This window comes from Natronorubrum texcoconense, from assembly GCF_900100335.1.
In the GTDB taxonomy this organism is placed as follows: domain Archaea; phylum Halobacteriota; class Halobacteria; order Halobacteriales; family Natrialbaceae; genus Natronorubrum; species Natronorubrum texcoconense.
Genome location: NZ_FNFE01000006.1, coordinates 110,585 through 137,537, shown reverse-complemented (window position 1 = coordinate 137,537; position 26,953 = coordinate 110,585). Strand labels below are relative to the sequence as shown.

Annotated in this window: 32 protein-coding genes and 2 pseudogenes; 9 read left to right on the top strand and 25 right to left on the bottom strand. The window is 65.4% G+C overall.

Going from position 1 to position 26,953, the window contains the following annotated elements; translation table 11 throughout:
• Positions 1-41: 41 nt before the first annotated feature.
• The 4 genes from BLT08_RS17255 to BLT08_RS17240 form a co-directional block, all read right to left on the bottom strand.
• Positions 42-515 carry a hypothetical protein gene (locus BLT08_RS17255; protein WP_090310417.1) on the bottom strand — a complete coding sequence of 158 codons (474 nt, stop codon included), beginning with the start codon at positions 513-515 and terminating at the stop codon, positions 42-44.
• Positions 512-2,116: a sodium:solute symporter family transporter gene (locus BLT08_RS17250; protein WP_090310415.1), complete on the bottom strand. Its 1,605-nt coding sequence runs from the start codon at positions 2,114-2,116 to the stop codon at positions 512-514. The genes BLT08_RS17255 and BLT08_RS17250 overlap by 4 nt, the downstream gene beginning before the upstream one ends.
• Positions 2,109-2,624 (bottom strand): hypothetical protein, encoded by a 516-nt coding sequence (locus tag BLT08_RS17245; protein ID WP_090310413.1) that lies wholly within the window; start codon positions 2,622-2,624, stop codon positions 2,109-2,111. Before BLT08_RS17245 ends, BLT08_RS17250 begins: the two co-directional genes overlap by 8 nt.
• Before the next feature lie 308 nt (positions 2,625-2,932).
• Positions 2,933-3,412, bottom strand: coding sequence for a cupin domain-containing protein (locus BLT08_RS17240; RefSeq protein WP_090310410.1), 480 nt, complete (start codon positions 3,410-3,412; stop codon positions 2,933-2,935).
• 121 nt (positions 3,413-3,533) lie between these two features.
• On the opposite strand from BLT08_RS17240, the gene BLT08_RS17235 reads away from it, so the two are divergent.
• Entirely contained in the window at positions 3,534-4,031 is a 498-nt protein-coding gene (locus BLT08_RS17235) for a hypothetical protein (protein ID WP_245724263.1), read from the top strand.
• An 83-nt stretch (positions 4,032-4,114) separates the two neighbouring features.
• Here BLT08_RS17235 and BLT08_RS17230 read toward each other — a convergent pair whose 3' ends face one another.
• Positions 4,115-5,878, bottom strand: coding sequence for a YcaO-like family protein (locus BLT08_RS17230; RefSeq protein WP_090310406.1), 1,764 nt, complete (start codon positions 5,876-5,878; stop codon positions 4,115-4,117).
• Between the two features lie 169 nt (positions 5,879-6,047).
• On the opposite strand from BLT08_RS17230, the gene BLT08_RS17225 reads away from it, so the two are divergent.
• On the top strand, positions 6,048-6,257 hold the full coding sequence (locus BLT08_RS17225) for a hypothetical protein (protein ID WP_090310404.1): 210 nt from the start codon (positions 6,048-6,050) through the stop codon (positions 6,255-6,257).
• Between the two features lie 55 nt (positions 6,258-6,312).
• On the opposite strand, the gene BLT08_RS17220 is transcribed toward BLT08_RS17225, so the two are convergent.
• The 6 genes from BLT08_RS17220 to BLT08_RS17200 form a co-directional block, all read right to left on the bottom strand.
• The gene (locus BLT08_RS17220) at positions 6,313-6,750 is read right to left on the bottom strand and encodes an RNA-binding protein (protein ID WP_090310402.1); all 438 of its coding nucleotides are present in this window, start codon (positions 6,748-6,750) and stop codon (positions 6,313-6,315) included.
• A 58-nt stretch (positions 6,751-6,808) separates the two neighbouring features.
• Positions 6,809-7,015, bottom strand: coding sequence for a DUF1918 domain-containing protein (locus BLT08_RS17215; protein WP_090310400.1), 207 nt, complete (start codon positions 7,013-7,015; stop codon positions 6,809-6,811).
• 76 nt (positions 7,016-7,091) lie between these two features.
• On the bottom strand, positions 7,092-7,442 hold the full coding sequence (locus BLT08_RS17210; protein ID WP_090310398.1) for a hypothetical protein: 351 nt from the start codon (positions 7,440-7,442) through the stop codon (positions 7,092-7,094).
• Positions 7,439-8,251 carry a succinylglutamate desuccinylase/aspartoacylase family protein gene (locus BLT08_RS17205; RefSeq protein ID WP_090310397.1) on the bottom strand — a complete coding sequence of 271 codons (813 nt, stop codon included), beginning with the start codon at positions 8,249-8,251 and terminating at the stop codon, positions 7,439-7,441. The genes BLT08_RS17210 and BLT08_RS17205 overlap by 4 nt, the downstream gene beginning before the upstream one ends.
• A 134-nt stretch (positions 8,252-8,385) precedes the next feature.
• Positions 8,386-8,562 carry a hypothetical protein gene (locus tag BLT08_RS23130; RefSeq protein WP_175529364.1) on the bottom strand — a complete coding sequence of 59 codons (177 nt, stop codon included), beginning with the start codon at positions 8,560-8,562 and terminating at the stop codon, positions 8,386-8,388.
• A 143-nt stretch (positions 8,563-8,705) separates the two neighbouring features.
• On the bottom strand, positions 8,706-9,389 hold the full coding sequence (locus BLT08_RS17200) for a type 1 glutamine amidotransferase domain-containing protein (protein ID WP_090310394.1): 684 nt from the start codon (positions 9,387-9,389) through the stop codon (positions 8,706-8,708).
• 148 nt (positions 9,390-9,537) lie between these two features.
• Here BLT08_RS17200 and BLT08_RS17195 point away from each other — a divergent pair, with 148 nt between their 5' ends.
• The gene (locus BLT08_RS17195; RefSeq protein ID WP_090310392.1) at positions 9,538-10,050 is read left to right on the top strand and encodes an Hsp20/alpha crystallin family protein; all 513 of its coding nucleotides are present in this window, start codon (positions 9,538-9,540) and stop codon (positions 10,048-10,050) included.
• A gap of 79 nt (positions 10,051-10,129) precedes the next feature.
• Here the strand turns inward: BLT08_RS17195 and BLT08_RS17190 are convergent, their stop codons facing one another.
• Positions 10,130-11,134: a DHH family phosphoesterase gene (locus BLT08_RS17190; RefSeq protein ID WP_090310390.1), complete on the bottom strand. Its 1,005-nt coding sequence runs from the start codon at positions 11,132-11,134 to the stop codon at positions 10,130-10,132.
• Between the two features lie 198 nt (positions 11,135-11,332).
• Between BLT08_RS17190 and BLT08_RS17185 the strand changes: the two genes are divergently transcribed.
• Positions 11,333-12,511, top strand: coding sequence for a thiolase domain-containing protein (locus tag BLT08_RS17185; RefSeq protein ID WP_090310777.1), 1,179 nt, complete (start codon positions 11,333-11,335; stop codon positions 12,509-12,511).
• Positions 12,511-13,935: a zinc ribbon domain-containing protein gene (locus tag BLT08_RS17180; RefSeq protein WP_090310388.1), complete on the top strand. Its 1,425-nt coding sequence runs from the start codon at positions 12,511-12,513 to the stop codon at positions 13,933-13,935. Before BLT08_RS17185 ends, BLT08_RS17180 begins: the two co-directional genes overlap by 1 nt.
• A 233-nt stretch (positions 13,936-14,168) precedes the next feature.
• Here BLT08_RS17180 and BLT08_RS23780 read toward each other — a convergent pair.
• From BLT08_RS23780 to BLT08_RS17170, 3 genes and pseudogenes are all read right to left on the bottom strand, one after another.
• Positions 14,169-14,293, bottom strand: a pseudogene (locus BLT08_RS23780) (ornithine cyclodeaminase family protein); the annotation flags it as partial.
• A gap of 197 nt (positions 14,294-14,490) precedes the next feature.
• Entirely contained in the window at positions 14,491-14,706 is a 216-nt protein-coding gene (locus BLT08_RS17175) for a DUF8015 family protein (RefSeq protein ID WP_090310386.1), read from the bottom strand.
• A gap of 414 nt (positions 14,707-15,120) precedes the next feature.
• Positions 15,121-15,543: a DUF3054 domain-containing protein gene (locus BLT08_RS17170; RefSeq protein ID WP_090310385.1), complete on the bottom strand. Its 423-nt coding sequence runs from the start codon at positions 15,541-15,543 to the stop codon at positions 15,121-15,123.
• 207 nt (positions 15,544-15,750) lie between these two features.
• Here BLT08_RS17170 and BLT08_RS17165 point away from each other — a divergent pair, with 207 nt between their 5' ends.
• Positions 15,751-16,452 (top strand): J domain-containing protein, encoded by a 702-nt coding sequence (locus BLT08_RS17165; protein ID WP_090310383.1) that lies wholly within the window; start codon positions 15,751-15,753, stop codon positions 16,450-16,452.
• A 1-nt stretch (position 16,453) separates the two neighbouring features.
• Here the strand turns inward: BLT08_RS17165 and BLT08_RS17160 are convergent, their stop codons facing one another.
• The 7 genes from BLT08_RS17160 to hisC form a co-directional block, all read right to left on the bottom strand.
• Positions 16,454-17,065 (bottom strand): toll/interleukin-1 receptor domain-containing protein, encoded by a 612-nt coding sequence (locus tag BLT08_RS17160; RefSeq protein WP_090310381.1) that lies wholly within the window; start codon positions 17,063-17,065, stop codon positions 16,454-16,456.
• A gap of 160 nt (positions 17,066-17,225) precedes the next feature.
• On the bottom strand, positions 17,226-17,645 hold the full coding sequence (locus BLT08_RS17155; protein WP_175529363.1) for a DUF8159 domain-containing protein: 420 nt from the start codon (positions 17,643-17,645) through the stop codon (positions 17,226-17,228).
• A 77-nt stretch (positions 17,646-17,722) separates the two neighbouring features.
• Positions 17,723-18,367 carry a triose-phosphate isomerase gene (gene tpiA / locus BLT08_RS17150; protein WP_090310379.1) on the bottom strand — a complete coding sequence of 215 codons (645 nt, stop codon included), beginning with the start codon at positions 18,365-18,367 and terminating at the stop codon, positions 17,723-17,725.
• A gap of 197 nt (positions 18,368-18,564) precedes the next feature.
• The gene (locus tag BLT08_RS17145; RefSeq protein WP_090310377.1) at positions 18,565-19,113 is read right to left on the bottom strand and encodes a multiprotein bridging factor aMBF1; all 549 of its coding nucleotides are present in this window, start codon (positions 19,111-19,113) and stop codon (positions 18,565-18,567) included.
• A gap of 65 nt (positions 19,114-19,178) precedes the next feature.
• Positions 19,179-19,790, bottom strand: a complete 612-nt coding sequence (locus BLT08_RS17140; RefSeq protein WP_090310375.1) for a CDP-alcohol phosphatidyltransferase family protein — start codon at positions 19,788-19,790, stop codon at positions 19,179-19,181.
• Positions 19,787-20,329 carry an adenylate kinase family protein gene (locus BLT08_RS17135; protein ID WP_090310372.1) on the bottom strand — a complete coding sequence of 181 codons (543 nt, stop codon included), beginning with the start codon at positions 20,327-20,329 and terminating at the stop codon, positions 19,787-19,789. The genes BLT08_RS17140 and BLT08_RS17135 overlap by 4 nt, the downstream gene beginning before the upstream one ends.
• On the bottom strand, positions 20,326-21,492 hold the full coding sequence (gene hisC / locus BLT08_RS17130; protein WP_090310370.1) for a histidinol-phosphate transaminase: 1,167 nt from the start codon (positions 21,490-21,492) through the stop codon (positions 20,326-20,328). Before hisC ends, BLT08_RS17135 begins: the two co-directional genes overlap by 4 nt.
• Positions 21,493-21,623: 131 nt before the next feature.
• Here hisC and BLT08_RS17125 point away from each other — a divergent pair.
• The 3 genes and pseudogenes from BLT08_RS17125 to BLT08_RS17115 all read left to right on the top strand — a co-directional run.
• A pseudogene (locus tag BLT08_RS17125) lies at positions 21,624-21,873 on the top strand (hypothetical protein); the annotation flags it as partial.
• A gap of 43 nt (positions 21,874-21,916) precedes the next feature.
• The gene (locus tag BLT08_RS17120; protein WP_090310368.1) at positions 21,917-23,446 is read left to right on the top strand and encodes a replication factor C large subunit; all 1,530 of its coding nucleotides are present in this window, start codon (positions 21,917-21,919) and stop codon (positions 23,444-23,446) included.
• Positions 23,447-23,550: 104 nt separating this feature from the next.
• The gene (locus BLT08_RS17115) at positions 23,551-23,739 is read left to right on the top strand and encodes a hypothetical protein (protein ID WP_175529362.1); all 189 of its coding nucleotides are present in this window, start codon (positions 23,551-23,553) and stop codon (positions 23,737-23,739) included.
• Between the two features lie 16 nt (positions 23,740-23,755).
• Here BLT08_RS17115 and bioD read toward each other — a convergent pair whose 3' ends face one another.
• The 3 genes from bioD to BLT08_RS17100 form a co-directional block, all read right to left on the bottom strand.
• Positions 23,756-24,448, bottom strand: coding sequence for a dethiobiotin synthase (bioD, locus tag BLT08_RS17110; protein ID WP_090310364.1), 693 nt, complete (start codon positions 24,446-24,448; stop codon positions 23,756-23,758).
• 9 nt (positions 24,449-24,457) lie between these two features.
• Positions 24,458-25,666, bottom strand: coding sequence for an aminotransferase class I/II-fold pyridoxal phosphate-dependent enzyme (locus BLT08_RS17105; RefSeq protein WP_090310773.1), 1,209 nt, complete (start codon positions 25,664-25,666; stop codon positions 24,458-24,460).
• A gap of 201 nt (positions 25,667-25,867) precedes the next feature.
• A complete protein-coding gene (locus BLT08_RS17100) occupies positions 25,868-26,932 on the bottom strand; it encodes a (S)-8-amino-7-oxononanoate synthase BioU (protein ID WP_090310361.1) in 1,065 nt (354 codons plus the stop codon).
• Between the last annotated feature and the right edge of the window lie 21 nt (positions 26,933-26,953).

Here is a 26,953-nt window from a genome sequence, read left to right as displayed (position 1 = left end):
TTGCTCACGGTTCTGCGTGAAAAACGGTCCGACTGGTCGCGCTACAAGAGCGACCAGCGCGGCGTATCGAGTTCGATGTCGACGTGCTCGAGTCGCGAATCCTCCGCGAGGCCGGCGACGACGTCTTCCTGCGGATCGGCCTCGCTGGTGCTCACGAGCGTCATCTGGCCGCCGTACCGGGTCTCTTCGAGCTCCGCCTCGGACCACTCGAGTTCGAGTCTGGCGCGGCGAAATCGCGTCCCCTCGACGTGTCGAATCGACTCGAGGGCCTCGAGCGGGATGGCGAAATTCTCTTCCGCGAGATTGACCAGTTCCTCGAGGTGGCTATCCTCGACGACGGCCCGGTCGCGTTCACCCATATCGGCTCGGAGCAGCATGGAGCGGTACGATTGGCCGACGTAACACCAGACGAGGCGCTCGTTCGTCAGCACAAGTTCCCAGAACTCGATGGAGTTCGGGCGCTGGCGGAGCCACCGCGTGAGTCGCGTGATCGGTTCTTCGGTGGATGTCATCATCGTTCGAACAGGGCGTGGAGGTCACTCGGGAGTTCCTCGCCGTCCTGGGTCGCGATCGAGACGAAGATGAACACGATGATCGCGACCAGCAGTCCGATCGCTTCCGCCGGAACCTCCGCGGGGTAGGGATACGTCGCCATGACCGCCTCGTTGAGCGAGGCGGCCCAACCGGCGTCGGTAACCGCCGCCAGTTCGGGCGGAACGTTGTAGACGATGTTGAACACCATGCCGACGGCGAGCGAGGCGATCGCTCCCTGTTTCGTCGCGCCCTTCCAGTTGAGCCCCAACACCACCACCGGGACGAACGCGGCGGCGAAGAAGCCCCAGCTGATCGCGCCGAGAATGCCGACCAGCGCCTGCGAGTAGAAGACGACGATCGTCGAGAGCACCGTTAGCATGGCGAGCGCGGCTTGCGTCACGCGGAGTTCGGTTTTATCGTCAGTGATCGGTCGCCCCAGTGCGCGCGGAATGTCCCGCGAGATGGCCGCCGCCCCGATGTTGAGGAACGAGTCGCTCGTCGACATGATCGCCGCGAGCAGCGCAGCGAGGATCAGCCCCGCGATGACGCTCCCCGTGTGATCGAGGACGAACACCGGGCCGACCTCGGATGCGGAGAACGTTTCCGAGATCTCGCCGGCTTCGACCATCGCGCGCATCGAGAGCCCCGCCGAGAAGGCGATCAGACTCGAGATGGCGTAGGAGATGGCTGCGATGGGCGCACCCCACTTCAGGATCGTCATGTCGCGGCTCATGTAGAACTTCGTGATGAGGTGGGGCTGTCCGGCCGCACCGATGGAGAACAGCATCCACCACGAAATGCCGACGAGGACGGCGACGGCGGGGGTGCCCAGGGCGCCGAACGGCGAGATGAGGTTCGGGTCCGCGCTGGCGAGGTTCTGCGAGATGGTTCCCATCCCGCCGCCGAATGACATCGCGTAGGCGAAGACGAATCCCGCGCCGACGATCATCGTAATCGCCTGCAGGAAGTCGGTCCAGACGCCGGCGATCATCCCGCCGAGCATGCTGTACAGGAGGAGAATCAGGGCGCCACCGAGCAGGCCCCAGATGAGCGGAATGCCAAAGATGGCGCGCATGACGAACTGCAACGCGGCCAGGTTGACCGCGAGGTAGGCGACGACGCCCAGTGCGACGGCGACGCCGCCGAGTCCGCGCACCCACTCGCTCTCGTAGCGGACGTACATCGCGTCCGGCAGGGTCAACACGTTACGGATGTCCGCGAGGATTCGCATCCGCTTCGCGAGGACGATCCACGTGAGCAGGAAGCCGAGCGGCGCCGTAAAGAAGATCCAGAGCGCGGTCGTCCCGAACGTGTAGACCAGTTCGGGACCGCCGACGAATCCGAATCCGGACTGGATCACCGAGAACGCGGTCAGCGCGAGGACCCACGTCCCGATGCTCTTGCCCGTGATCAGGAAGTCGCTCGTCGATTCGGTCTGCATCCAGCCCCAGGCGCCGATCGCGATGACGATGAGCAGATAGGCCGCGCCGAAGCCGATAATGATCGGGTCGTCGGCCACCGGAATGCCCTCCTCCTGTAGCGGCATCGGAACCAACGAGAGCAGCGAGAGCGCGTTACTCATCGCTCTCACCTCCCGTCGTCACTTCCCCGCCGTCTGCTGCCTCGGCAGTTCGCGTCGGCTGCTCCGGCGCAAGCGGAAACGACTCCTGGCGCTGTCGTTCACGGGCCGATTCGATGATGCCGTCGACGATCTCGTCGCTCGCGATCCGATCGAAGATCAGCGAGTAGTAGATCGCCGCGGTCAGCGGTAACAGCCAGATGAACCCGAAGTAGATGAGCGTCGAGACCGGGACCCCGAGCACGTAGCTGTACTCCGCCGTGCCCGGTTCCCACGTCAACCAGATTCCGCCGAGACCGATCAGAAAGAACGTCGCCAGTGCACCGATCAGTCCGGTGTACGGGGCGAAATCCGGATCCCCGTCGCTCCGTTCGATCGTCGCGGACGCGATCACCGTGAGGATGACCGTCGCCCCGACGAAAGAAAACACCCTGTACAACCCGAGACTCGCCGTAATCAGTGCGATCAGTGAAAGTACACCGAGCGCACCCATCGTTCGATTTCGTGCCATTGTGTTGGTAACTCTTGTCGAAGTCGCTTCGCGTTCGATTCGGTCCTGCCCGCCGTACAACCCACTCCCGGGAGATCGTTCCCGATTCCAGTGATCGTCACTACAGCGGTGCGTCACACCCCGCTCGAGCGAACTCTCCGTTGGTGACCACCACGATACTACATGCCACGCTCTATACCCCCGAGAATGTGCTTGTTAACATGTCAATAGCCACCTCGAGACAGGACTCGAATCGATCCTCGAGCGGTCACTTTTGACGCGAGTGTATCGACGACAAAGCCGCAGAAACGCCGAAACGGGGTCCCAGGTTATCCGATCGTAAACGCGTTGTCGCAGTCGGTACAGGTCATTCGGAACGCACCCTCGTCGGTGAGTTCCAGACCGTGACCGACCTCTTCCTCGCAGTCCTGGCAGAAGATCATCGACTCGATCTGCTCCCAGTCGTGTTGGGCGCCGGGTGCACCGAAGGCGAAGCCGACGACTGGGTCGTCGCCGTCGTTGTATCCCTGCTGAAACTCCCCCGGAGCGAACCGAATGACTTCGTCTTCTGCGACGGTCACCTCCCCCTCCTCGGTGTCGAACGTCGCGGTCCCAGATTGCACGTAGAACACCTCCTCCTGGTCGTGGTGGGTGTGATAGCCGCCGGAGAACGACTCGCCGGACTCGAGTTCGAAGTAGTTCATCGCGAAGTCCGTGAATCCGAGCGCCTTCGAGACCGGTCGTCTGATCGAGTGGACGTCCATCGGGTTGGTCTCGATGTCGACGTCGTCGATTGCAGTTTTCTCCATACGTGCCTGTGTTTTCCGCTCGTCTCATAAAACCGCACGGTAGTGTATTCCAAGCACACTGAGACGGCCCGCGGAGCCGCGAAGAGTAACGCCTACGTTCGCTCGCTCCCGAGCACCGGGTGTGAACCGCCGTACGCTACTTCAGTCCGCCGGAGTGGCGGCCGCCGTCGGGCTCGCGGGCTGTGTCGACGGCGTCCGAGAGCACTTCGGGCTGCAGGGTATCATCCCGATCGAAATCCACAACGAGGGCGACACCGCTCGGAACCTTCGCCTTCAGGCTCGAGAGCGCAACGGAGGCCGCGAGAGCTACGAGCAGAGCTACTCCGTCGGTCCAGGCGAGACCGTCGGCCCGCCCCACCTCGACGAGACGGAACAGAGCTTCCGCGCCGCCATCGTCGAGAACGAGGAGGAGGCGACGGTCAGAGCGGTCTCGGTTACGCCCGACACCTCCCTCGTCGTGATCCGAATCTCCGAGGACAATCTCGTCGTGGAAGTCCAACGCAGCGAGGGCGAGGACGAAATCGCGGATGGGACGGAGGACGCAGACGACACGGACGACGAGAACGACGAGGAAAACGGGGACGATAGCGACGAGAACGAAACCGACTCCGACGACTAGGCGCGCGCTTGGTGCTGTGTTACGGATAGCTCCCCATCGATATCGTGACGGAAGCCGACGCAGACGCTCTCCACCGACGGCGCTCAGGGATATGGATGGTACGCCCGCTCGAGTCGCGACTCGAACCCGAGATCATCCGGCACCGTTCTCGCCCGCTCGCCGAAGAACGGCTCGCCGGTGAACAGCGGCTGTGCACCCGGCACTACGACGCGGACGGCCTCGAAGCCGACGCGTTCGACGTCTCGCGTCGTCAGTCGCGCCGCGTAGGGCGTGAGATCGACGTCGGTCGTCCGCGAGACGAGTTCCTCGAGGGCCTCCTGACCCGACGGAACGGCGTCCGGACCGACGCTCGCGGCCGGAATTGGTTGCTCGACGTCGACGAACGACCGAACGGATTCCGGGAACGCGGCGTACTCGCCGATCGAACCGGAGGCGTCGGCGGCCTCTTCGGGACCGAGGCCGCGCAGTTCCGTCCAGTTCTGCAGCGCCTCCTCGAGCGCCGAGCGCGCGGCGACGGTGGCGTCGAGCCCAGCCGCGGAGCCGACGGCAAAGGCCGGCCACTCGTCGTCGGTCGGCTCGAGGTCGTCCGCGAGCGATCCTGGATCTCGATGGACGGCGACGGCGACCACGGGGACGTCGATATCTTGCGTGACGAGCAGCGGCGTCACCGACAACCCTTCGCTCCGGGCCCGGCGCTCGAGCACATCGTACCCGTCGTCCTCGACGGACAGGCCGAGCGGCTCGAACGAGGAGTACCACGCGAGCATGGTCGCGTCGCGCTCGAGCACCTCCGTCAGCCCCGACAGCAGCGCATCGACGGTGGAAGAGCCGAGTCCAAGCCCGGTCGTGATCGCCGGGAGGAGTCGATCGCCGGGCTGGGGGAACTGGACCGCCGCGGCGGGTAGGTGGACCGATTCGCCGGTCGCGAGGTTCTCGCCGGGGACCCACCGGTGTTCGTCACTCGAGTCGTACGCCGGCGCGTCCTCGGGCCGCACGAGGTCGGTGGGGGAGACCGCGTTCTCGAGGTCGTCCTCGCTCGCGTGAACGAACTCGCTATCGCGATAGACGCCGGCGCAGTAGCGCTCGAGGCCCTCGCCGACGGCTTTCATCAGCGCCGCGTTCCAGTCGTCGGCGACGCCGGCGGCTTGGGTGGGCGCGCTCGCGTCGCTGAAGGTCGACGTGTCCGCCATCGTCGCGAGATAGTACGGGACCGGGAACGACTCGATCTCGCCGATGCTCGAGACGACGCCGACTCGGCCGTCGATCGCCGCCTCGGCGTGATCGACGGCCGCGTCGAGGCCGAGCGAGTCGTCGTCGCGCTCGAGCGTTCGATCCCGCTCGTCGTCCTGGCAGTCACAGCCCGGCACCGGCAGCACGCGCCGCCGCTGATGTGGAAGTTCGACGACGTGGCCGATCACCGACGCCTCGTCGCCAGAGAGGACTCGTACGCACTCCCGCCCGGCGACCGCGCCGGCTAATCGGGCCGCGCTGCGGTCTCCCGTCGGTTGTGCGGTCGTCGTTCCTTCCTCGAGGTTCGACGCGACGCGGTAACGGAGACAGTCGAAACAGCCGGTCGCGGCGGCGAATCCCGAGACGGCCGCGTCGACCGTCGCGAGCGACTGCCCGCCGACGCCGCCGATCTCGACGGCTATCCACGGGGTGCCGCCCGCTCGAGCGGCCTCGTTCGCCCGATCGAAGGTGGGCGAGCCCGCGACGTCGCTCACGATCGCGAACCGGGCGTCCGCGATCTCGTCGGCACTGGCGTTGACGACCGAAACGTCGACGTCTCCGAGCGCGGCGACGACGGCCGCGCGAACCGGATCGTCGCCGACGACGTGAATATCCATACGCGGACAGTCACGGGCCGGCATCAAAAGCGCCGCGCTCGGCGGCCGTCTCGCGGGCGACCTCGAGCCGTCGAATCGGGAGTTTTCGAGTCGTCGAACCGGGTGCCGTCGACCCGACATCTGCAGGCCGCCACGGTTTGTCGCTGGTCGACGTTGCTAGCGTAGATCCATGGCTTCCACACGAGCGCACGCCGACCGAACGGAACTGCTGAAGAACGCTGGCGTCGTCACCACGGCGATCGACGGCGTCATGGAGTTCTCGAAGGGGCACCGCAAGAGCGGGCTCCTGTTGCTCGGGGCCGCCGCCCTCTCGTCGCGAATTCCGGGACTCGGGACGGCGGCGTCCGTGCTCCTGCGAGCGTACCGACGGCTCCGATAACGGGTCTCGGTATCACGGCTGCCGAACGTAACGGCCGCCGGAGAATCGAACCGGGCTACTCGTCGTCTCGGAGTCGCTCGAGGACCTCTTCTGCGTTTTCGACGGCCTGCTCCTTTTTGGCGGGATAGGCCTCGACTTTCCCGCGGAAGGTGATTCCGGTACCCAGTCGGACGTCGCCCGCGAAGGCGCCCTGTTTGTCGAGTCGCAAGAAGAGCTCGGTGTTCTTGGTGACCCGCTCGTCGAGTTCGTCGATCAGGTCGTCGAACGACTCGAGGTCGGCCAGCCGCGAGAGCACGTGACGGACCTCGTCCGCCCGCTCGACGCGAGCCGAGAGGACGAGAATGCGGTCGCCGAAGTGGCCCTCGCTCTCGGCGCGCTCGATCTCGAACTCCTCGGGGAGGAAGGTTCTGAGCGCCTCCTCGACGCGTTTCTCGTCCTCCGTGGCGTAACAGAACGTGCGTAGGTCGACGTAGTGAAGCGGGATCTGTGGCATCTGGGTCCGTCCGTAATCTGGGTCGGTTCGAGCGGGTGGCTCGCTGCCGGTCGCTCGGTTACTCTTCGTCTTCGTCCGTGTCGTCCTCGTCGGCCTCCTCGAGGGCGTCCTCGGGAACGCCGGTCTCCTGGCCGTCCTCGAAGCTGATGGTGTAGGTGACGTCGCCGAACATCGACTCCATCGTCTGCGTGATGGTGCCGGTCTCTCCGTCGAACTCGCTGTGCTCGTCGTGCAGGACGACGCTGTCGTCTTCGTCGAAGCTCATAGGGCTGAGTTCCCCGCCATCGCGTAAAAAGGGACTGATTCGCGGCAACCTCGGTGGTGGCTGGCTCGGTCCCGCGTTACAGTCGCTCCATCGAGTCCCCAGTCCGTCGCTCGCGCCACCACTCGAATCCGAAACCGACGATGACGGCGATACCCGCGGACCCGCCGAGGAACGGCACCCAGTAGACCCACAAGTCGAACCGCGGCGCGACGGCGTTACCGATCGCCGTGCCGACGCCGTAGAGCAGGTAGCCGGGCAGCGCGAGCGGCGAGAAGAGCCGCGTCTCGAGCCACCCCAGTCCGAACGGGACGACGAGCAACGCGAAGGTTGCGAGCGTCGCCGGGCTCGTGACGATCCGACGCGGCGAGACCGGCAGGCGACGACGGATGTCACGGCGGACGGTCGCCCACTCATCGCTGGCGGTCATTCGTCACCTCCGGCCTCGAGCAGGCCGTGGAGCTCGAGGACGTGTGCGGTCGCCAGTCGCGTCATCTCGACTTTCGTCTGCCGATCGAGCATAAAATTCGTCGTCTCGAAGAGGTAGGCGCTGGCCTCGAGGTCTCGAGCCGCCTTCTGGAAGAGCAACGGTCCCGAACTCGCGCTTTCAGCGGCCGTAAACCGGTGGAACGGCAGGTACCACGGCACGGCGTCGTCGTCGAGCCGGGTGGCGAGTTCGCCGCCGTAGGCGTCCGGTGAGTGAAAGATCGCCTGGCCGACGTACTCCCGGTGGAACCCGTAGATCCCGAGCGACCGGTGGAGGTCGAGGACGACGTCGGGATCGTGGCGCTCGACGGCGTCCCAGATCCCGCGTGCGAGGTCGCTCGTCGGCTCGCCGTCGGCCGGGAACTGTCGGTTCAGATCGCCGTCGACACCCTCGCGTTCGTCGTTTTCGACGGCCACGCGGTCGGTCTCGGGGATCACGACGAGCGTTCCCGCGTCGGGGTGCCAGTCGGTGATCTCTCGGGCGACCTCGATCCCGCTTCGCTCGTCGCCGTGGACGCCGCCGAAGACCATCGCCGTCGGCCCCTCCGCCGGCGCGTCGATCTCGTACAGCGACGTCTCGTGGACGGTGTCAGAGAGAATCGTCTCGGTACTGGTACTGGCTTCGCCCGCGTCGGCGGGTCGACGGGCCGCCTCGAGCAGCGACTCGTTGCCCGACGGCCGGCTCACGGCTCCCGACGCGACGATAGCGGCGAGCGTCGTTCCAGCGCCAGCCACGAACGTCCGGCGTCTCATCGAACGCGGGTAAACCGTGCGGCCTCAAGCACTTTTTCATCGACGGCCGGTTCCACGGACTGATCGCTCTCGGACGGGTCGACGATCACGGGACGGTGGCCATCGAGCGACGCGGGGGCGATACCGGAAGGAGACTATCTGACGTTGTCCAGCGCGACGACGGTATCGGACATGAGCCACGCCTCCTCGCTGGTGGCGTCCTCGATGCTGAGCGCGTAGAACGACTCGCGCCCGTCGTCGACGGTGATGCGGTAGCTGTGACTCTCTAACGAATCGGTTCGGGCGGACGTGTTCGGTTCGGCGGGGACCACACACGTCCTCAGGAATCCGCGTGTATAACGGACTCGGTCCGCGCGTAGCGGGGCCGAACGCCACGATTAGCGCCAAAATCGCCGTACTCGATCGGGCTACGCTGACATCAAAACGGGCCGATCTATCAGTTCTTTCAGGTCTATCAGCCCTGGAGTTCCTCGAGCAGCGTCTCGCCCGCCGCGTGCGAGGAGCCGGGACCGCGAGCGGTGACGAGGTCGCCGTCGACGGTGACGCTCGTGTCTTCCTCGAGTTCGGCGTCCCAGTTACCACCGGCGGTTTTCACCTCGTCTTCGACCCAGTAGGGGAGTTTCCGACCGTTCGGCATGCAGTCGTTCTCGTCGACGATGTCCTCCTCCCACTCGTTGGGGAAGCCCGTCACGTCGCGGCCGTTGACGAGGAACGCGCCGTGGCTGTCTCGAGCGAATGCGAGGATTCCGACGGCGTGACAGACCACGAGCGCCTTCCCGCCGTCCTCGTCCTCGACGATGTCGCGCAGGAGTCGGCGAGCGTCGCTGTCCTGATTGACGTCCCACTCCGTCCCGTGGCCGCCGGGGAAGACGACGGCGTCGTAAGCCTCCGCGTCGGCCCGCGCGGTCGGGATCGGATCGTTGAGTCGCTCGTCGGACTCGTGGACCTCCCGGACGCGTTCGGCGGTCTCCTCGCCGACCTCCTCGGGATCGATCGACCGCTCGTCGATCTCCGGCGGGTTCCCCGAGGGCGTCGCGACCGTGATCTCGAGACCCGCGTCCGAGAGCGTCTCGAGCGGTTCGACGCACTCCTCTCCCCAGTAGCCTTCTTCGCTGACGACGAACAGTGCAGTGCTCATACGCGACCGTACGTGAAGGAGCCTAAAAACGGCCAGCCCACCCCTCGGTTCTGCCGCAATCTATCGCCCCGATACATTCGAAACGACGACCGTCCGTCGCGCTGAGACTGGTCTTTTTCGCCATCGACGACGAAAGGGACACAAGCCCATGTCAGATCGACCCAGTCCATTCGACGGTCTCGGAAACCTGTTCGAACGACTGCGAAGACACCTCGGGACGACCGCGAAGTCGTGGGAGTCGGAGTTCGACGCCGGAAGTCAGCTCGACCTCTCCACGGGCGGGTCGGCGACGCGACTCGACCTTACCGATCACGGCGACACGTTCGTGGTCACCGTCGACGTCCCGGGCTTCGACAGTGACGACCTCGAGAGCAGGCTTCAAGGAGACACCTTGGAGATCAGTGGCGAGCGTGAAGGGGCGTTCGAGGCGGATACCGTGACCGCCGCGACGGACGCCGCGACCGACGCGGGCGACGGCTCCGAATCGGCGGGAACCTACATCCGCCACGAACGCCAGACGCAGTCGTTCAGCCGACAGGTGAAACTTCCCGATCCGGTCGACGCGGACGCGGTAACGGCGTCGCTCAACAACGGTATCCTGACGATCTGGCTGCCCAAATACGGGTCGTCGGGCGAGACGTACGCGATCGATCTCGAGTGAGCGATGCCGCGGAGAGCACCCGTCGTCCGGTCGCGACGGCCTCGCCACCAGGCGAGCGAACGAATCGACTGGCGAGGGATCACCGGTCGTCGTCGAGATTCAGCGCGTCGAAGAAGCGGCGCGTGAGGCGGCCGCCGGCGAACTCGAGCAAGGCCTCGGCGTCCTCCGCGTCGTCGGCGAAGAGTCCGAGTTCGATCCGGCCGCCGGCCATGTCGTGGTGGCCCCCGACGGCACCCAGTTCGGAAAACCCGTTCTGGAGCGTCTCGCCGATGTGGATCCGCGGGTCGATCGAGCGGGCGCTCAGCCGGATCGAGTCGTCGACGATGCCGTAGGCGAGGACGGTATCGACGCCCTCGAGGTTCAACAGGTAGTCCGCAGCCTGCGGGAGGGCGTCGGTTTCGGAGGTCTTACCGACGCTAGCGACCAGCGATGAGCCGCGGCGTTCCCGAGTCGCGATCGCTCGACCGATCGCGTCGATCGTCCCCGGCGAGAACGCGCTGCCGTACAACTGTTCGAGCGTCTCGAGGTCCGCGTCGGGGTAGACCGCGAGCGCGGCCTCGTACTCCCGTCTGGTCGGTTCGCGGACGAAGTCCAGTCGCTCGCGGTGGAGGGCGAAGAGCAGCGCGGAGGCCAGCCGCGTCGTCAGTTCGATCTCGAGGTCACAGAGGTACTCGACGAAGATGGTCGCCGTCGCGCCGACCCTGGTTCGAATGTCCTCGAACGTCGCGTCGATCGGGTCGCCGGGGTGGTGGTCGACGACGATCTCGGGCGTGACGCTCGCCGGGAGTTCGGTGTTCGATCCGGGCTGGGAGTGATCGACGAAGCCGAGGCAATCGTAGTCCTCGATGGTCGTGTGTCCGACCGGTTCGAGCGAAATGTCGAGCATGTTGACGAACGACCGGTTCTGTTGATGCGAGATTTCGCCGCCGTAGGCGATCGTTACCTTCCCGACGTCGTGGTCGTTCGCGATCGCCTCGAGCGCGAGCGCGCTGGCGAGACAGTCCGGGTCCGGATTATCGTGGCAGACGATCACCAGCGACTCGGTCGTCTCGAGAACGGAGACGAGTTCCGCCGCACGGGTCATGAATCGCAGTACGGGAGCGAAACGCTTGAACCCCGTGTCGGGACGCAGGCTGAGAGACCGAGCCCCTGGCAGGCGGATGCCACTCGAGCGACTTCACTCGTCATTGTCGCTACCACCGTATGCGAGATCGGTCACACCAGGTTACAGTTTTCGCCACGAGTGTACAGCTATTTCACTTTGCAAATCTCACCCATGGGTATGCGAGACGCGTATCTCGTCGGCGCGGGGCAGTCGGACTACGGGGCTTTCCCGGAGGAGAGCTACCGGTCGTTGTTCCGAACGGCGTTCGAGGCGGCAACTGACAGTGTACCGAACGGACTCGAGGCGAGCGATGTCGACGAAGCGTTCGTCGGCAATCTCGGCGTCGGCGGGCGACAGCTCGGTCTCTCGGGACCGGCCGTCACCGAACACGTCGGACTCGGCGGCGTCCCCTGTACGCGCGTCGAGAACGCCTGTGCGGCCAGCGGCTACGCGACCAGGCAGGCCGTCCAGGCCGTCAAGTCGGGGATGGCCGACGTCGTCCTCGCGGGCGGCTTCGAGATCATGTCGGACATGAGTTCGGACGCGACGAAGTACTGGCTCGGCGTCTCCGGCGAGACGGAGTGGGAACGGCTTTCGGGCACCACCTTCTCCGGCGTCTACGCCCAGATGGCCTCGGTTCACATGGAAACGTACGGCACCACGCGCGAACAGCTCTCGAGAGTGGCCGTCAAGAACCACTCGAACGGCGCGAAGAACCCCCACGCCCAGTTAGGATTCGAGTGCTCGCTCGAGGACGCCCAGTCCGCCCCGGTCGTCGCGGACCCCCTCAACCTCTATCACTGCTGTCCGACCTCCGACGGCGCGGCCTGCGCGCTCATCGTCAGCGAGGACGTCGTGGACGAGTACACGGACGACCCGATCAGAGTCGCCGGCGTCGGCGCGGGCAGCGACAACGTCGGTCTCTTCCAGCGCGACAGTTACACCGGCGTACCGGCGAGCCAGCGCGCCGCCGAGACGGCCTACGAGATGGCCGGCGTCGAACCCGACGATCTGGACTTCGCGGAAGTCCACGACTGCTTCGCCATCGCCGAACTGCTGGCCTACGAGGACCTCGGATTCTGTGAGAAAGGCGAGGCCGGCCAGCTGATCGAGTCCGGCGAGACCGAGATCGGGGGCGACCTCCCCGTCAACACCTCCGGCGGTCTCAAGTCCAAGGGCCACCCCATCGGCGCGACGGGTGCCGGACAGGTCGTCGAGGCGTTCAAACAGCTCTCCGGGAACGCCGGCGAGCGACAGGTCGAGGACCCGACCCGCGGACTGACCCACAACGTCGGCGGCAGCGGTGGGGCATCGGTAATTCATATCTTTGAGAAGGAAACGGAGGTGAGCGCCTAATGACCGCGATCACCGGCGTCGGCGCGTACGCGCCGCGGTTCCGCATCAGCGCAGAGGCGTTCCAGGACGCCTGGGGACAGTTCCAGGCCGCCGGCGTCACCGAGAAGGCCGTCGCCGCGGCCGACGAGGACGCCCTGACGATGGCCTACGAGGCCGCGGGTCGAGCGCTCGAGGCCGCCGACGTCGACGCCGCGAGCGTCGACTGGCTCGCGTTCGCCTGCTCGCGTCCGCCGTTGGCCGAGGAGGATCTGACGGCCCGACTCGGCGCGATGCTCGAGATCGACGAAACGGCGACGCGACACGTCTTCGCGGGCAGCACTCGAGCCGGTACCCGCGCGCTCTGGGCCGGAACGGACGCCCTCGAATCGGATTCCACGACCGGTCTCGTCGTCGCGGCCGACGCGCCGCAGGGCGATCCGGACGACGGCGTCGATCACGCTGCCGGCGCCGGAGCGGCCGCGTTCGTCCTCGAGAGTGAGGGTTCTGCCGAAATCGTCGATCGCGCGGAGTACGCGACTCCCTATCCCGGCACCCGGTTCCGAACGACCGGCGAGGACGAGACGCAGGGGCTGGGTGTCACCCAGTACGACCGCGCAGCGTTCACCGAGACGATCGGCGGGGCGGTCTCCGGGCTCGAGACCGACCCCGACGTCGAGGCGGCCGCGATTCAGGCTCCCGACGGCAAACTTCCCTACCGTGCCGCAGGAGCGGCGGGCGTCGGCACCGACGAAATTCAGGCCGCGGCGACGGTCCACAGTCTGGGCGATCTCGGCGCGGCGAGCGTTCCGGTCTCGCTGGCCAGCGCACTCGCCGACGGCTTCGGCTCCGTCCTCGCAGTCTCCCACGGCAGCGGCGCGGGTGCGGACGCGCTCGTCGTCGAGACGGACGGCGATGTGCCCGCCGAAATGAGCCTCGAGAGCGACGACTCGCTCTCCTACGCCGAGTACCTGCGCCAGCGTGGCGTCGTCACGAGCGGCCCGCCGTCCGGCGGCGGCGCGTACGTCAGCGTCCCCTCCTGGCGTCGCTCGATTCCACAGCGATACAACCTCGAGGCCGGGCGCTGTCCCGAGTGCGGCGCGCTCTCGTTCCCGCCGGAGGGCGCGTGTTCCAGCTGTGGCGCACTCGAGGCGTACGAACCCGTCCAGCTTTCCGGCGAGGGGAGTATCGAGGCCGTCACGACCATCTCGCAGGGCGGCGCGCCGCCGGAGTTCGCCGAACAGCAGGCGCGGTCGGGTGACTACGCGGCGGCGATCGTGGCGCTCGAAACGGATGACGGCAGCGAGTCCGCCAGCATCGCGGCGATGGGAACCGACGCGGCACCCGACGACTTCGCCGTCGGCGATCGAATCGAGACGACGATCCGACGGATCTACACGCAGGAAAGTGTGACCCGGTACGGGTTCAAGATTCGGCCCGCAGAGTAGTCGGCTGGCGGCTCGAACGCGTTTTTCTCGTCTGATACTGTCTGCTGTAAGTCATTTCCGGTGGGACCGAGATCCGTCCTGCGGTCCCACCGGTAAATCGTTACAGCAAACCGTATGAACCCTCGTCGTCAGTACGGACGAGCCGACGAGACACTACTCGACCGCATCACGAGAATCGACAAACCGAGTTCGTTCGTTTATCCCGGGCAGTAGACGAGATCCAGGACAGATGTTCAATCGCCCGTCAACGCCTCGTTCGCCGGGGCGAACTCGATCGTCGTTCCACGACCCTCTCGATGACGCGCTCGTAGAGCATGTACGCCGCAACGACGGTTTCGATTCCCGCCCGGCTGCTGTCGGTGTCGAACAGCGACGTCATGAACCACGCGTCGCCGGCGCCGAAACCGCCGCTGTACATGTAGCCGTCCCTCGCGCCGGTATTGGGGACGACGGCGTCGACGTCGTCGCTCGAGCAAAATAGCGCTTCGATCAGCGGAAAAAGCGGAACGCGAACGGAGAGACGGAACAGGGAGACGGCAGTAGAGAGAGAACCGATCAGTCTGCGTTCATCGGCGGCCGCGCGGACTGGGGTTCGTCGGGAACGTCGGAGGGGGTGTTGACGAACATCGCGTGACCGATGATCGCCATCGCGACGACCGAGCCGATCGGGACCGCGGCTGTCAACGAGATACCCACGAAGGTCAGGGCTGCAGTGATTCCGAGCAGTGCGACTGGGATGAGGCCGAGAACAATGTCGTAATATCCAGTCATAACTATTCGATAGTATGAGAAATAGCCATATAAGCGTTTCCCATAATCGCTTCATAGTGGACTAGTTTCTAATTCGTATTGGTGGTGCTGGATTCTCATAACTTATGGAGACGTTATTGCCCGTCTTTGGTGATGAAAAATAACGTCGGCGAGCGACATTTCCAGTAATATTTTGTATAATAACTTCTCCCTTCGAATTGTTAACCACAAGACGGCGGTACGGTACTCTTCGTCCGGCGAAGCACTGATTCGTCCGGATCTATAATGATTGTATACACTTTTTATTCGGCTGTAGCTGTCGTGTATACGGATCGTGATAGGTCGATACACGAGGCGATCTCGTGATGGAACGGCGATGCTAGCAAGAATCAGACAGGAATCGTGAGATGCGACGATTCGAGGCGACGCGGATCGTCACAACCGGTCGACGATCAGCGCGACCGCGAGACGCCAGCCAACGAGCAAGAGGAGGCCGAAGCCCGTGATCACGAGGGGAAACGGCCACGCGGCGGTGTCGCCGAAGACGGTCTGACGGAGCAGCAAGCCGACGTTGGCCGCTGCGATCCAGGTTACGGTCGTCAGTCGAACGGACTGCGTCACCGACGATGCGACCGACCGCGTGTAAAGCCCCGCGAAGGCGGCGACGGCCAGCCAGCCGATCACGAACGGTGCGATCGCCTCGAGCGAGGCGACGGGCTGGTCGATCGGGTTCACGTTGTGACTCAACTGGCCGACGAGCACCAGGCCGGCGAGCAGGCCGATGTCGCCGGCGGCGACCAGGAGCGTCTTTCGGTCGACCGACTCCGAGCGGGACGCCGTTCGAACTGCGGTGTCCATACGTACGACTCGAGGCCGAGCCCCTATTGAGTTCCCGGTTCAGTCGACAGTCATCGACCGGGCGATTCAGACGGGAGCAGCGGCGTTCGACGGCGGTGTATCAGGCGATCTCCATCGGTTTTAGTGTCGTCGTAGCCGGCTCTGAGACACCCGCGTTGGGTATGTCAGAGGAAGAACTGATAAGGGATGAAGACAAACACGAAGTCAATGGCTGTGGCCGATGACCGTCACGGTGGCTGTGATGGATGTGGCCGAACGGTTCCGCTCGAGGAGCTGACGGCAGTCACGATGCCGGACGGCGAGCGAGTCGCCTGCTGCCCTCGCTGTGAGCCCCACGCTCGCGAGGCCGCCCGGAAGTGTTCCTCGCTCGACCAGCGTCGCGACAGCTGTGACGGCTGTACCGACACCTACCTGGAATCACAACTCGAGGATCTGGTGCTCGACGACGGCACCGTCGTCGCCTGCTGTCCCTCCTGTGCGGCCGAAGCGCCGGGACGTGGCGCCAGCACCGACCGGCGCGTCTCCGCATCGAACGACACCGTGAACGAGGCGGGTGTCGAACGGACGACCGGGACGGACGACGCGGCGGGCGACGAATCACTCTGCACCCAGTGTAACGAGTGGACCGCGGCGGAGCGGTTTCCGGTAACGACCATCGACGGCCGAAGCGAACGGCTCTGTCCCGCCTGCAAGGAAGCCGCGGAGCGAGACGGTATCGTCACGGACGTCGGCATGCGGCGCGCGGAGGCGAGGGAGGTCCTGCGCGTCGAGCGTGGGGCGACCGCCGACGAGATTCGCTCGGCGTTCCACCGGGAGGTCAAACGCGCCCATCCCGACCGAAAGAGCGGGAGCGCGTCGGCGTTCCAGCTCGTTACGGACGCCTACGAACGTCTCACAGAAACCGACTAACTCACTCGAGTCCGCCCTCGCGGCGAACGTAGCCGATCGTGGCCGCGTCGAAGTAGTACGTCGACTCACAGACGCCACACGACGTCGACAACAGTTTGCCGTGCTCGTATCGTTTCCAGAGCTTCGTCTGATCGCGCTCGATCTCGAGCGTGACCGGGTGGCCGCAGTCGGGAACGGTGCAGGGGAATCGGATGTACCAGTTCGGAACCGACAGCGCACCGAGCGGGGCGAGTTCGCTCCGCAGCCGACTGAGGAGATTGAAGATCGTGTACGAGGGGTTTCGCCGGTCGATCGTTACCCCGTCGACGTCGCCGACGAACCCACCCTGCCGGCGCTCGTCGTCGGAGAGCGGAATCACGGGAATTCCCTTCGCCAGCGCGTAGCCGATCTCCTGGTTGATCCACCGGCTGTCGGCCGATCCCCCCGTCAATACGGCGACCACGACGTCGCTGTTCGCGAGCCGTCCCTCGAGTCGCTTGCGAGATCGACCGGATCCAACCTCTTCTAAGGCGATGTGGACGCCAAAGGGGAAGTTCTTGACCGTCGAGAACAGCTCCTGGACGAGTTCGAGATCCGCCGGCGCGTGTGAGACGTAGATCTGCTCTCCGGTCATCTGCGGGTCTACAACGAGTAGGCGTGTGAGACACTATTAATCTACCTATCGTTTCGACTGAAACGAGAGAGACAGCGACCTTCGGCCGTCGCACGGTCGGATGTAGGTTCGCGGAATCGGTCGTAAGCCGACTGGCAGTGGCTTCGGATCTGTTCGACGGTCAGCGACTCCGAGACTCCGTGGCGACATCCGTGCGTCTCGTTTCGAGTACTCGCTGTGAGAACTCGAGATCGTCGTACTCGAGGCCCAGCGCGTCGAACCACTCGCGTTCGACGTGCCAGTGTCCGCGAACGTCGCCGTCTGTCGTCAGCGACGTCACCTCGAGCCGACCCGGCGTCCACTCGCGTTCGTTCGCGATATCGAGCAGCGTCCGCACGACGGCACCCACTTCGTCGCTGTCGATCCCCGGCGAATCGGAGACGGTCTCGTACTCGAGGGTAAAGCCCGTTCCGTCGGGCAGGTCGTCCGCTCCGTCCTCGCGGGCGCCCGAATCCGAGAGCCGCTGTACGTCGAGAACGTAGATTCCGTGGCTCATGAGTCGGTTCTCGAGCGCGACGCCGACGGGCCGATGATCGGTCATGATGGTAGATAGCACGGGCAGCGAGAAAAGTCGTCGGGCGAACACCGACCCTGCCGTCACCAGTCGTTCGGGTCGATTCAGAGCGGTTCGACGAGGTCCTCGAGCGCCGCCGTCGGATCGTCGGCCTTCGCGACGCCGCTGGCGAGGAGGACGCCCTCGGCCCCGAGGTCGCCGGCCGCGACGACGTCGTCGCCCGTGCTGATGCCGGCACCGCAGAGCACGGAGACGTCCGAGTCGACGTTTTGGGCCGCCTCGACGGCGTCCTCGACGACGTCGGGATCGGCCTGACTGACCGGCGTGCCGGTGCCGATCAGTTCCGGCGGTTCGACGGCGACCGCGTCGGGGCCGAGCGCCGCGGCGGCGCCGATCTGTGCGGGGTTGTTGGCACAGACGACGGTCTCGAGGTCCGCCCGCTGAGCGGCCTGGACGGACCCGTCGATATCGGCCAGTTTGAGCCGTTGTTCGGAGTGGTTGATCAGCGTCCCAACCGCGCCGGCGTCGGCGACGGACTCGGCCAGCGTGTGGCCGGTGTTGCTGCCGTAGTCGATCGGATCCACGTGCTGGGCCCACGTCTCCGCGCCCGTCTCGGCGACCTGCGCGATGGTGGCCGCTTGCGGGGCGACTGCGACGCGAGCGTCGGTGGACTCGTTGACGTCGCGGACGGCCTCCGCGACTTCGATCGGATCACACGGATACGTCTTCAGGTTGACGAGGACGAACATACCAGCACAGCCTTTCGCCCGAAAGAAATAGCTTGCGAGTCGGCGACCGGGGAACGGCGACCAGACGTTCGTGGATCGCTACCTCGATTCGGTTGGGACTATCGATGCGACGTACCCTCGTCTCGAGAACCGGCGGCGGCGCGACGGACACCGGTAGAACGGCATCGAACCGCGACTCGTACGGCACCGAACCGCGATCAGTCCTTGCGCTTGACGACGTCGCCGAGCGTGTAGCTCCCCGAGGAGGAGCCGCCCGACCACTCCGTATCGTCGCTGGAGCCACCCTGCGCGTTCAGGTTGATCTCGAGGAAGTCCTCGAGTTTCGACTGGACCTGATCGCTCGGCAGCGTGTCGCCGCGTTCGATCTTTCGAATCAGGCTCGCCTTCTCGTTGAGTTCGTTGGCGAGATCCGACTGACTGAGCCCCTTCCCCTCGCGTGCGTTCCGGACGAGATCGTCGTAATCCGTAGCGAGCTCGTCCATGTCGTCGAACATATCGTTGCGACGCTGGGAACTCGAACTCCCGCCGCTCGCGGTCGACCCGGAGCCCGATCCGCTCGAGCCACCGCTCGAACTCGAGGACGAACTCGAACTCGTCGAGTACTTGCTCGAGGAACTCGTGCTCGAGGGCTGCTTGACTTCGGTGCCGAAGTCGGTACAGTTCGAACACACGTCGAGTTTCGCACCCTCGACCTTGATTGTCTTCGGAGACGACGTCTCGGCGCCACACATCTCGCACTGAACCATGAGGGAACGTATATCGCGGCGAGTCATAAACCATGCGGCGCGATCCCGAACCGGGGGACGGAGGCTCACTCCAGGGCCGACCAGGAGTAGTAGAACCGCTGGACTGCGGTCAGGTGGCCGACGACGGCGAGGAAGACGAGGAGCCACCCGATCAGCGTGAGCCCGCCGTACTCGCCCGACAGCGGAAAGGCCAGAAAGCCGACGATGCCGATGATCGCCAGTCGATCGGCGCGGCCGACCAGCCCGCCGTAGACGCGGTCCAGTCCGACGGCCTGGGCCTGCGTCCCGAGATAAGAGGTCATCACGACACCCGTTACGGCCAAAAAGCCGAGGAAATAGTCCCCGACCCCGGCAGCCAGCCCGGCGATGACGACGATGTCGGCGTAGCGGTCGAGGACGTGATCGAGGAGGTCCCCGCCCGCCGAGGCGACGTTCTGCTCGCGGGCGAGCGCGCCGTCGATGATGTCGAGCCAGCCGTTGAGAAAGACCAGCGTCGCGGCCGCGACGTACCAGATCGGATCCGCGCGGCCGCCGAGCAGGAAGGCGACCGCCGCGAGGATCGCCATCCCGAAGGCGATGATACTCACGCCGTCTGGGGTCATTCCGACGCGATCGAATCCCTTGACGAACGGGTCGAGGAACCGCGAGATGTACGGACGGAACTTGTCGAGCGTCATGCGAGATACCCCACGAAGTTCACGTCGCCGGCACTCGGTTCGCGACTCCCGGTCACGACCGTCTCGAGCGCATCCGCGACGTCCTCGGGACTCCGGTCGGTCGTCTCGATCTCGTAGACCGACTCGAGCCCGTGTTCGTCGACGGCCTCCGAGAGGATGACGTCCAGCGCCTCGCTTTCGGCATTTTCCGTGGCCTTCGCCTCGGACTCGCCACGTTCGCGCAAGCGGGTCTCGAGTCGGTCGGGCCGACACCGAAGGACGGCGACTCGATCCGCCTCGAAGTGGTGAGCGAGGTGGGAGTCGATCACGACGTCGTCCCGTCCCTCGAGCCACTCGCGTATCGCGTCGAGATCGGCGATCTTGCTCTCGCGGTCGGCGTCGACGTCGGTGTAGAGTTCCTCGTCGTCGAGGACTCGATTGAGGTGGATCGTCTCGAGTTCGGGAAGCGAGTCGTCGTCCGCGCTCGACAGGCGCTCCTCGAGCAGCTCCGTCGCGGTTGTCTTCCCGGTACCCGGGGTCCCGGTGACGGCGACTCTCACGTGTCGGTCACCTCCGCGTCGATGTCGGTGTCGGTCGCGCCGTCGCCGTCCGCATCGCCGGCGGCGAGACCGAGATCCGCGAGCACCTCGTTGAGCGTCTCGACGGCGCGTTCGGTCTCGTCGTCGGTCCCGCAGGTGATACGAATACAGCCCGGCAGGCCGAAACTCGTACAGTCTCGGACGATGACGCCACGTCCCTGCATCGTCTCGGCGACGCTCGAGGCATCGCCGACGTCGACGAGGGCGAAGTTGCCCTCGCTCTCCCAGACGTGAGCGTCGATGTGTTCGCGCATGTACGCTCGCGAGTTCTCGGTCGTTTGGACGGTCCGGTTGACGTGCTCGTCGTCGTCGATAGCGGCTAACCCGGCCCGGCAGGCCAGTTCGCTGGCGGCGAACGGCGTGTTCACTCGAGTGTAGGCGTCGCCCCACTCGTCGGGGACGACGGCGTAGCCCAGTCGCACGCCGGCCAGTCCGTAGGCCTTCGAGAACGTCCGTACGACGGCGACGTCGTCCCGGGCGTCGAACCCGTCGTCGCCCTCGAGGAGGGCGACTGCGCTGTCGCGGTCGGCGAACTCGCCGTAGGCCTCGTCGACGACGGCGAGCGTCTCCTCGTCCGTTTCGTCGGCGATTCGCTCGACGTCCGCGAGGGGGATCGTCGATCCCGACGGGTTGTGCGGGCTCGTGAGGAAGACGATCCGCTCGTCGTCGTAGGCGTCGAGGACGGTCTCGGCCGTCTGCTCGAAGTCGTCCTCGCGCTCGAGGGCGTACTCCCGGACGTCACCGTGGTGAAATCGGGCGCTCATCCCGTAGTAGGCGAAGCCGGGGTTCGGGACGAGAACCGTGTCGTCGGGCTCGATCGTCGCCCGGTGGAGGTAATCGAGCGCGCCGTCGCCGCCGTTGGCCAGCCAGATTTGCTCGTCGGTGACCGACCAGCGGTCGGCGATGGCAGCGGTGAGGTCGGCGTGAGCGGCTTTCGGGTAGGAGCTCACGCTCGAGGCGGCCTCGCGAAGCGCCACGACGGCCGCGGGAGAGGGGCCGTGGGGGTTCTCGTTCGAGGCGAGTTTGACGAACTCCGAGGGGTCGCGCCCGAGCTCTCGGGCGACTTCCTCGATGCCTCGACCCGCCTCGTAAGCGACGTGATCGGACAGGTCGCGCGGTTGCATACGGACATGCTGTCGGCCGCGGGTCTTAAGAGTGCTCAACTATCTCCGCTCGCGGAGACCGTCCGCCCGACTGTCAGTCGGACCGAAGCCAGCAGCGTATTCTTCGACGGCGATCCTTTCGGGTCCCCTGACTATCGATGGTCGCCTACCGTAACGGAACGAGATACCGACCGCGTCGTCACGAACGCCGCCACCCTCGTCGAGGTACGCGGTGACGTCGATACCGTCGTCGCCGCGGCAACGTACGTCGAAGATCACGGATTCACGCCGTTCGACGCGCTCCACCTCGTCGAATTCGACGGCGACACGATCGTCTCGACTGACGACACGTACGACGGCGTTACGTCTCGTCTCGACCTGGAGACGGTCGACGAGCAGTGACGCTCCGCAACCACTAAACGCGGCTCACCCCAACCACAGCACAATGAGCGACTGGACCGAGAAGTACCGCCCGACCACGCTGTCGGAGGTACGCGGAAACAACAAGGCCCGCGACAGCCTCGAGGAGTGGGCGGAGACGTGGGACGACCACCGGAAGTCGGTGATCGTCCACGGCAGTCCGGGCATCGGGAAGACCTCGGCGGCTCACGCGCTGGCCAACGATATGGGCTGGCCCGTGATGGAACTCAACGCCAGTGATAGCCGCGGGGCCGACGTCATCGAACGGGTTGCGGGCGAGGCATCCAAGAGCGGGACGCTCACGGCGGGCGGCGCCGGTCGACGACTCGTGATCATGGACGAGGCGGACAACTTCCACGGAAACGCCGACTACGGCGGCTCTCGAGAGGTCACTCGCGTCGTCAAGGAGGCCAACCAGCCGGTCGTCCTCGTGGCCAACGAGTTCTACGACATGAGCCAGTCACTGCGCAACGCCTGCGAGACGATCGAGTTTCGGGACGTCTCGAAGCGCTCCATCGTGCCCGTCCTGCGAGACATCTGCCGACGCGAGGGCGTCGAGTTCGAGGAGAAAGCTCTGGAGAAGATCGCCGAGTCGACGAGCGGCGACCTGCGCTCGGCCGTCAACGACCTCCAGGCGGTCGCCGAGGAAGCCGATCGGCTGACCGTCGACGACGTCGTCACGAGCCAGCGCGACCGGACCGAAGGCATCTTCGACTTCCTCGATACGGTCATCAAGGAGGCGACGGCCGAGGAGGCGCTGCGGGCGTCCTACGACGTCGACGAGAACCCCGACGAGATGCTGAACTGGATCGAGGACAACATGCCGAAGGATTACGAGGGGGCGGAGCTGGCCGACGCCTACGGCTACCTGGCGAACGCCGACCGCTGGCTCGGCCGCGTTCGCGCCACCCAGAACTACTCCTACTGGCGCTACGCGACGGACAACATGACCGCCGGCGTCGCCGCCTCCCGCCGCGAACCGAAAGGCGGCTGGACCCGCTACGGTCCGCCGAGTTACTGGTCGAAACTCGGTCGGACGAAGGGAACACGGAACACCCGCGACGCCATCGCGGAACGCATCGCCGAACGGGAGGGGACGAGCGTCGCCACCGCGCGACGGGAGATCCTCCCGTTCCTCTCGGCGATGACCCACCACTGCACGAACCGCAACCTCGCCGTTCGGATGGCCGCGACCTACGACCTCGACGAGAAGGAGGTGTCGTTCATCACCGGCAGCGGGAAAGACACCAACAAGGTCCAGTCGGTCGTCGAGGACGCCGAAGAACTGCTCGAGAAAGAGACCGTCGAACACTCCGGCAGCGCGTTCTTCGACACCGGTGGCTCGAGCGACGATGATGCACCCGAAATCGACTCGGAGGGCGCTGCGGGGGCCGACGAGAGCGACGCTGCGTCGGGTAAGTCCGACGCAAACAGCCAGGGGACGCTGACTGCCGTCGCCGATTCGGGGGGCGACGATGCCGAGCCCGAATCCGACTCGCCAGCCGACGATTCCGAACCGGACGACGACCAGTCCGGACTGAGCGACTTCATGTGACTGCGCGGCGGCGGACTATCCGTCGATGTTGAAATTCCAGCGTGTGGAACGACCGACACTATTACTTTGGAGACCGTCGACAGGAGACACCAGTGATCGGGCGAATGATTAACAACCTACGCTGTCCCCTCTGTGCAGAAGCGCACGACGACCGAACGGACCTCCGCGTCCACCTCGAGGTCGAGCATCGGAAGTCGGAACTCGTCGCGACGGTCATCGAACTGTCCGATACCGCTCTCGAGGACAAAGGGACGGTTGTCGACGAAAACCGGCCGGCCCCGTCGGCTGATTGAGCGCTATTCGAAGCCATCAGCCGTCTACGGTTAGAAACCGTTCCAGAAACCTCGACGAGAGTGCGGTTTCGACACCGATAGCCATCGCCCGCGGTGTCTCCCCTTCGAGCGGTGGCACCGTTTCGACTGCGTAGCCTGTCATGCGCTCGAGTTCGGCGGGGTTGGTCCGCTCGGCGACCGTCGCGCCCGCGTACTCGTTGCAGACGATGCCGGCGATATCGATCCCGCGGCGCTCGAGCGCTTCGACCGAGAGCGCGGTGTGGTTGAGCGTGCCGAGTCCCGAACGGGTGACGACCACCGCAGTAGCATCCAGATCCGCGACGAGGTCGATCACCTCGCGGTCGTCGGCGAGGGGCACCCGCAGTCCGCCGATTCCCTCGACGATCGGGTGTGACGTGTCCGCGATCGCAGCGTTGCACGCCGACAGAATCGAGTCGTACGTGAGGGTCTCGCCGGCTTCGGCCGCGGCCACGCGCGGTGCGAGTGCGGGTTCGAGATAGCGGGGACAGGTCGCGGCCTCGTCCGCCTCGCACGCCTCGGCGACGAAGCCCGCATCGTCGTCCGGCGGATAGCCGGTCTGGGCGGGTTTGATCGCTCGCGCATCCGCGCCGTTCTCACGGAGCCAGCGAGTGATACCCGCGGTCACGACGGTTTTTCCGATACCGGTACCGGTCCCAACGATCGCGACCGTGGTGCTGGTGTCACTCATCGGTGGTCCTCAGAGAATCCCGACGTCTTCGCCCGCTGCTCGGAACGCTTCGAGGCAGGCAACGATGTCGCGCTGTTCGTGGGTCGCCATCGGAGCGACGCGAATTCGACTCGTTCCCTCGGGCACCGTCGGCGGACGGATCGCGGGTGCGACGATCTCTCGCGAGCGGAGTCCGTCGGCCAGCGCGAGCGCATCCCGTCGGTCGCCGACGAGGACGGGGAGGATCTGCGAGTCGCCGATCACTTCGAAGCCCATCGACTCGAGACCGTCTCGAAGGTGGGCGACGTTCTCCCAGAGCCGTTCTCGGACGTCGCTGTGGCGGGCGACGTGGAGCGCCTCGCTCGCGGCCGCCGCGGCCGGCGGCGCGAGCCCGGTGGAGAAGACGAACGAGCGAGCGTCGTTGCAGAGACACTCGATCAACTCGTTGCTCCCCGCAACGTAGCCGCCCTGGCTCGCCAGCGCCTTCGAGAGCGTCCCCATCTGGACGTGGACGCGATCCTCGAGTCCCTCCGACTGGACGACGCCGCCGCCGTTCGCGTAGAGCCCCGTCGCGTGGGCCTCGTCGACCATCACCCACGCGCCGAACTCCTCGGCGAGGTCGCAGAGCTCTGCGATCGGTGCGACGGTTCCATCCATGCTGAACACGGAGTCGGTGACGATCAGCCACGACTCGTCCGCGTCGCCGGCGGTTCTGGCTTGCTCCTCCAGTTTCGTCCGCAAACTCGTCGGATCGCAGTGGCTGTAGACGACCGAGTCAGCGTCCGTGAGCCGACAGCCGTCGATGATGCTCGCGTGGTTGTACTCGTCGGAGAAGATCACATCCGGCTCGAGGGCCGTGATCGTTCCGACGTTCGCCGCGTACCCAGACGGGAAGGCGAGCGCCCGCTCGGTTCCTTTCGTCTCGGCGAGCACGCGCTCTAAGTCCTGATGAACCAGCGTGTCGCCGGTGACGAGTCGGCTGGCACCGGCACCCGTGCCGACGGTCGCGGCGGCCTGCCGGGCTGCGTCCTGAACCCGCTGGTCGTCGGTCAGCCCCAGATAATTGTTCGAGGCGAACACCAGCGCTTCGGCCGAGTCGAGAACCGGTAGCTCGCCGCCACAGGGCGGTGCGAAGTAGCCTCGCTCCGCGACTCGATCGACGGGGGAGAGCGTTCGTTTCAGATCGGCTTCCTCGAGGACGTCGAGTCGAGTCTCGAGGTCGAACCCGCGGTCTTCCATTCGGGTGTACGGTGTCAGTGCCATGCTTTCACTTTCACGGTTCTGTGTTGCACGCATTACGAGGGTTATCACGATCGTACTCGTTACTGTGACGGCCGCTGGGCAGTAGGTTCGACCGATACGGCGCCTGGAACCGAGGATTGATACGGCCCCTGGTACCGCGAATCGGTACGCCGGAGAGACGGTACAGTCGCTCCCGTCTCAGAAGCTCGGCATCAGTTCGGCGGGACCGAAGACGCCGTACTCGCCAGCGCGATTTCGCCGCACGCCTGTCTTCAGGTAACCGAGTGCCGGTCCGTTGACGTTGGCCTCCATACTCGTCTCGTCGCCGAGCTGGAAGGTGTTCGTCGCCGTCTCGCCGTCGAAGGTCGTTCCCGTCACGCTGACGGTGGTCGTCGTCGGTTTCTCGTCGCTGCGGACGTCCAAAACGCCGCCGACGGCCACGTCCTCGGAGTCGCAGACGCCTGCGCGCTCGAGGAGCACGTCGTCGGCGTGTTCCATGTCCTCGAACTCGATGACGCCGTCGTGGTCGTCGATAATGTCCTCGATTTCCGCGTCCGAGAGGTCTCGAGCCGTCTCGATATTGTACTCGGGAAGATGGGCGATGTCCTCGCGGACGGTGCCGCGGTTATCTTGGTAGCCGGACTTGAGACCGACACCCCACCAGATCTCGACGTCGGTGACCTCGACGAACGATTGGGCAGCGAGCGCCGCAGCGCCCGTCAGGAGACCCGGTGTCGCGCCGGCGCCACAGATGAACGTGATACCCGCGTCTTCGAACTCGTCGCCGCGCTCGTCGAGCATGTCGATTACGCGCGAGCGCTTGAGCACGTCGATCATGACGCCTGAGTAGCCGCCCTCGAGGAACCGGTCGGCGACCCGCGGGATGAAGTCGTGTTCGTAGTTCGGCAGCGCCAGCAGGACAGCGTCGATCTCGTCGCCGTGATCGATCACGTCCTGAATCGGATCCTCGCTGGGACGGGCCTGACTCGAGGCGACGACGCCCCTGTCCTCGCCGTGTTGTTTGACGCCGCCCTCACCGTCGGCTGGTGTGGCGCCCGTTCCGCCGTCTGTCGCGACTTCATTATCGATGTTGCCCTCGGTTGCGGCCAACAGCTCGTCCACGTCCAGCCCATCGAAATCGATCGCGGTGCCGTGGCGGTCACAGGCTACGGCGGGCGTCAGGTGTTCCTTATGTTGGCTCACTTCGAGTGCTCGTCGGCCGATTCCTCCCGTTCCGAGTACTGCAAACGTGATGTCGTCCATTGTCGTGTTTCGAGTGTCCGT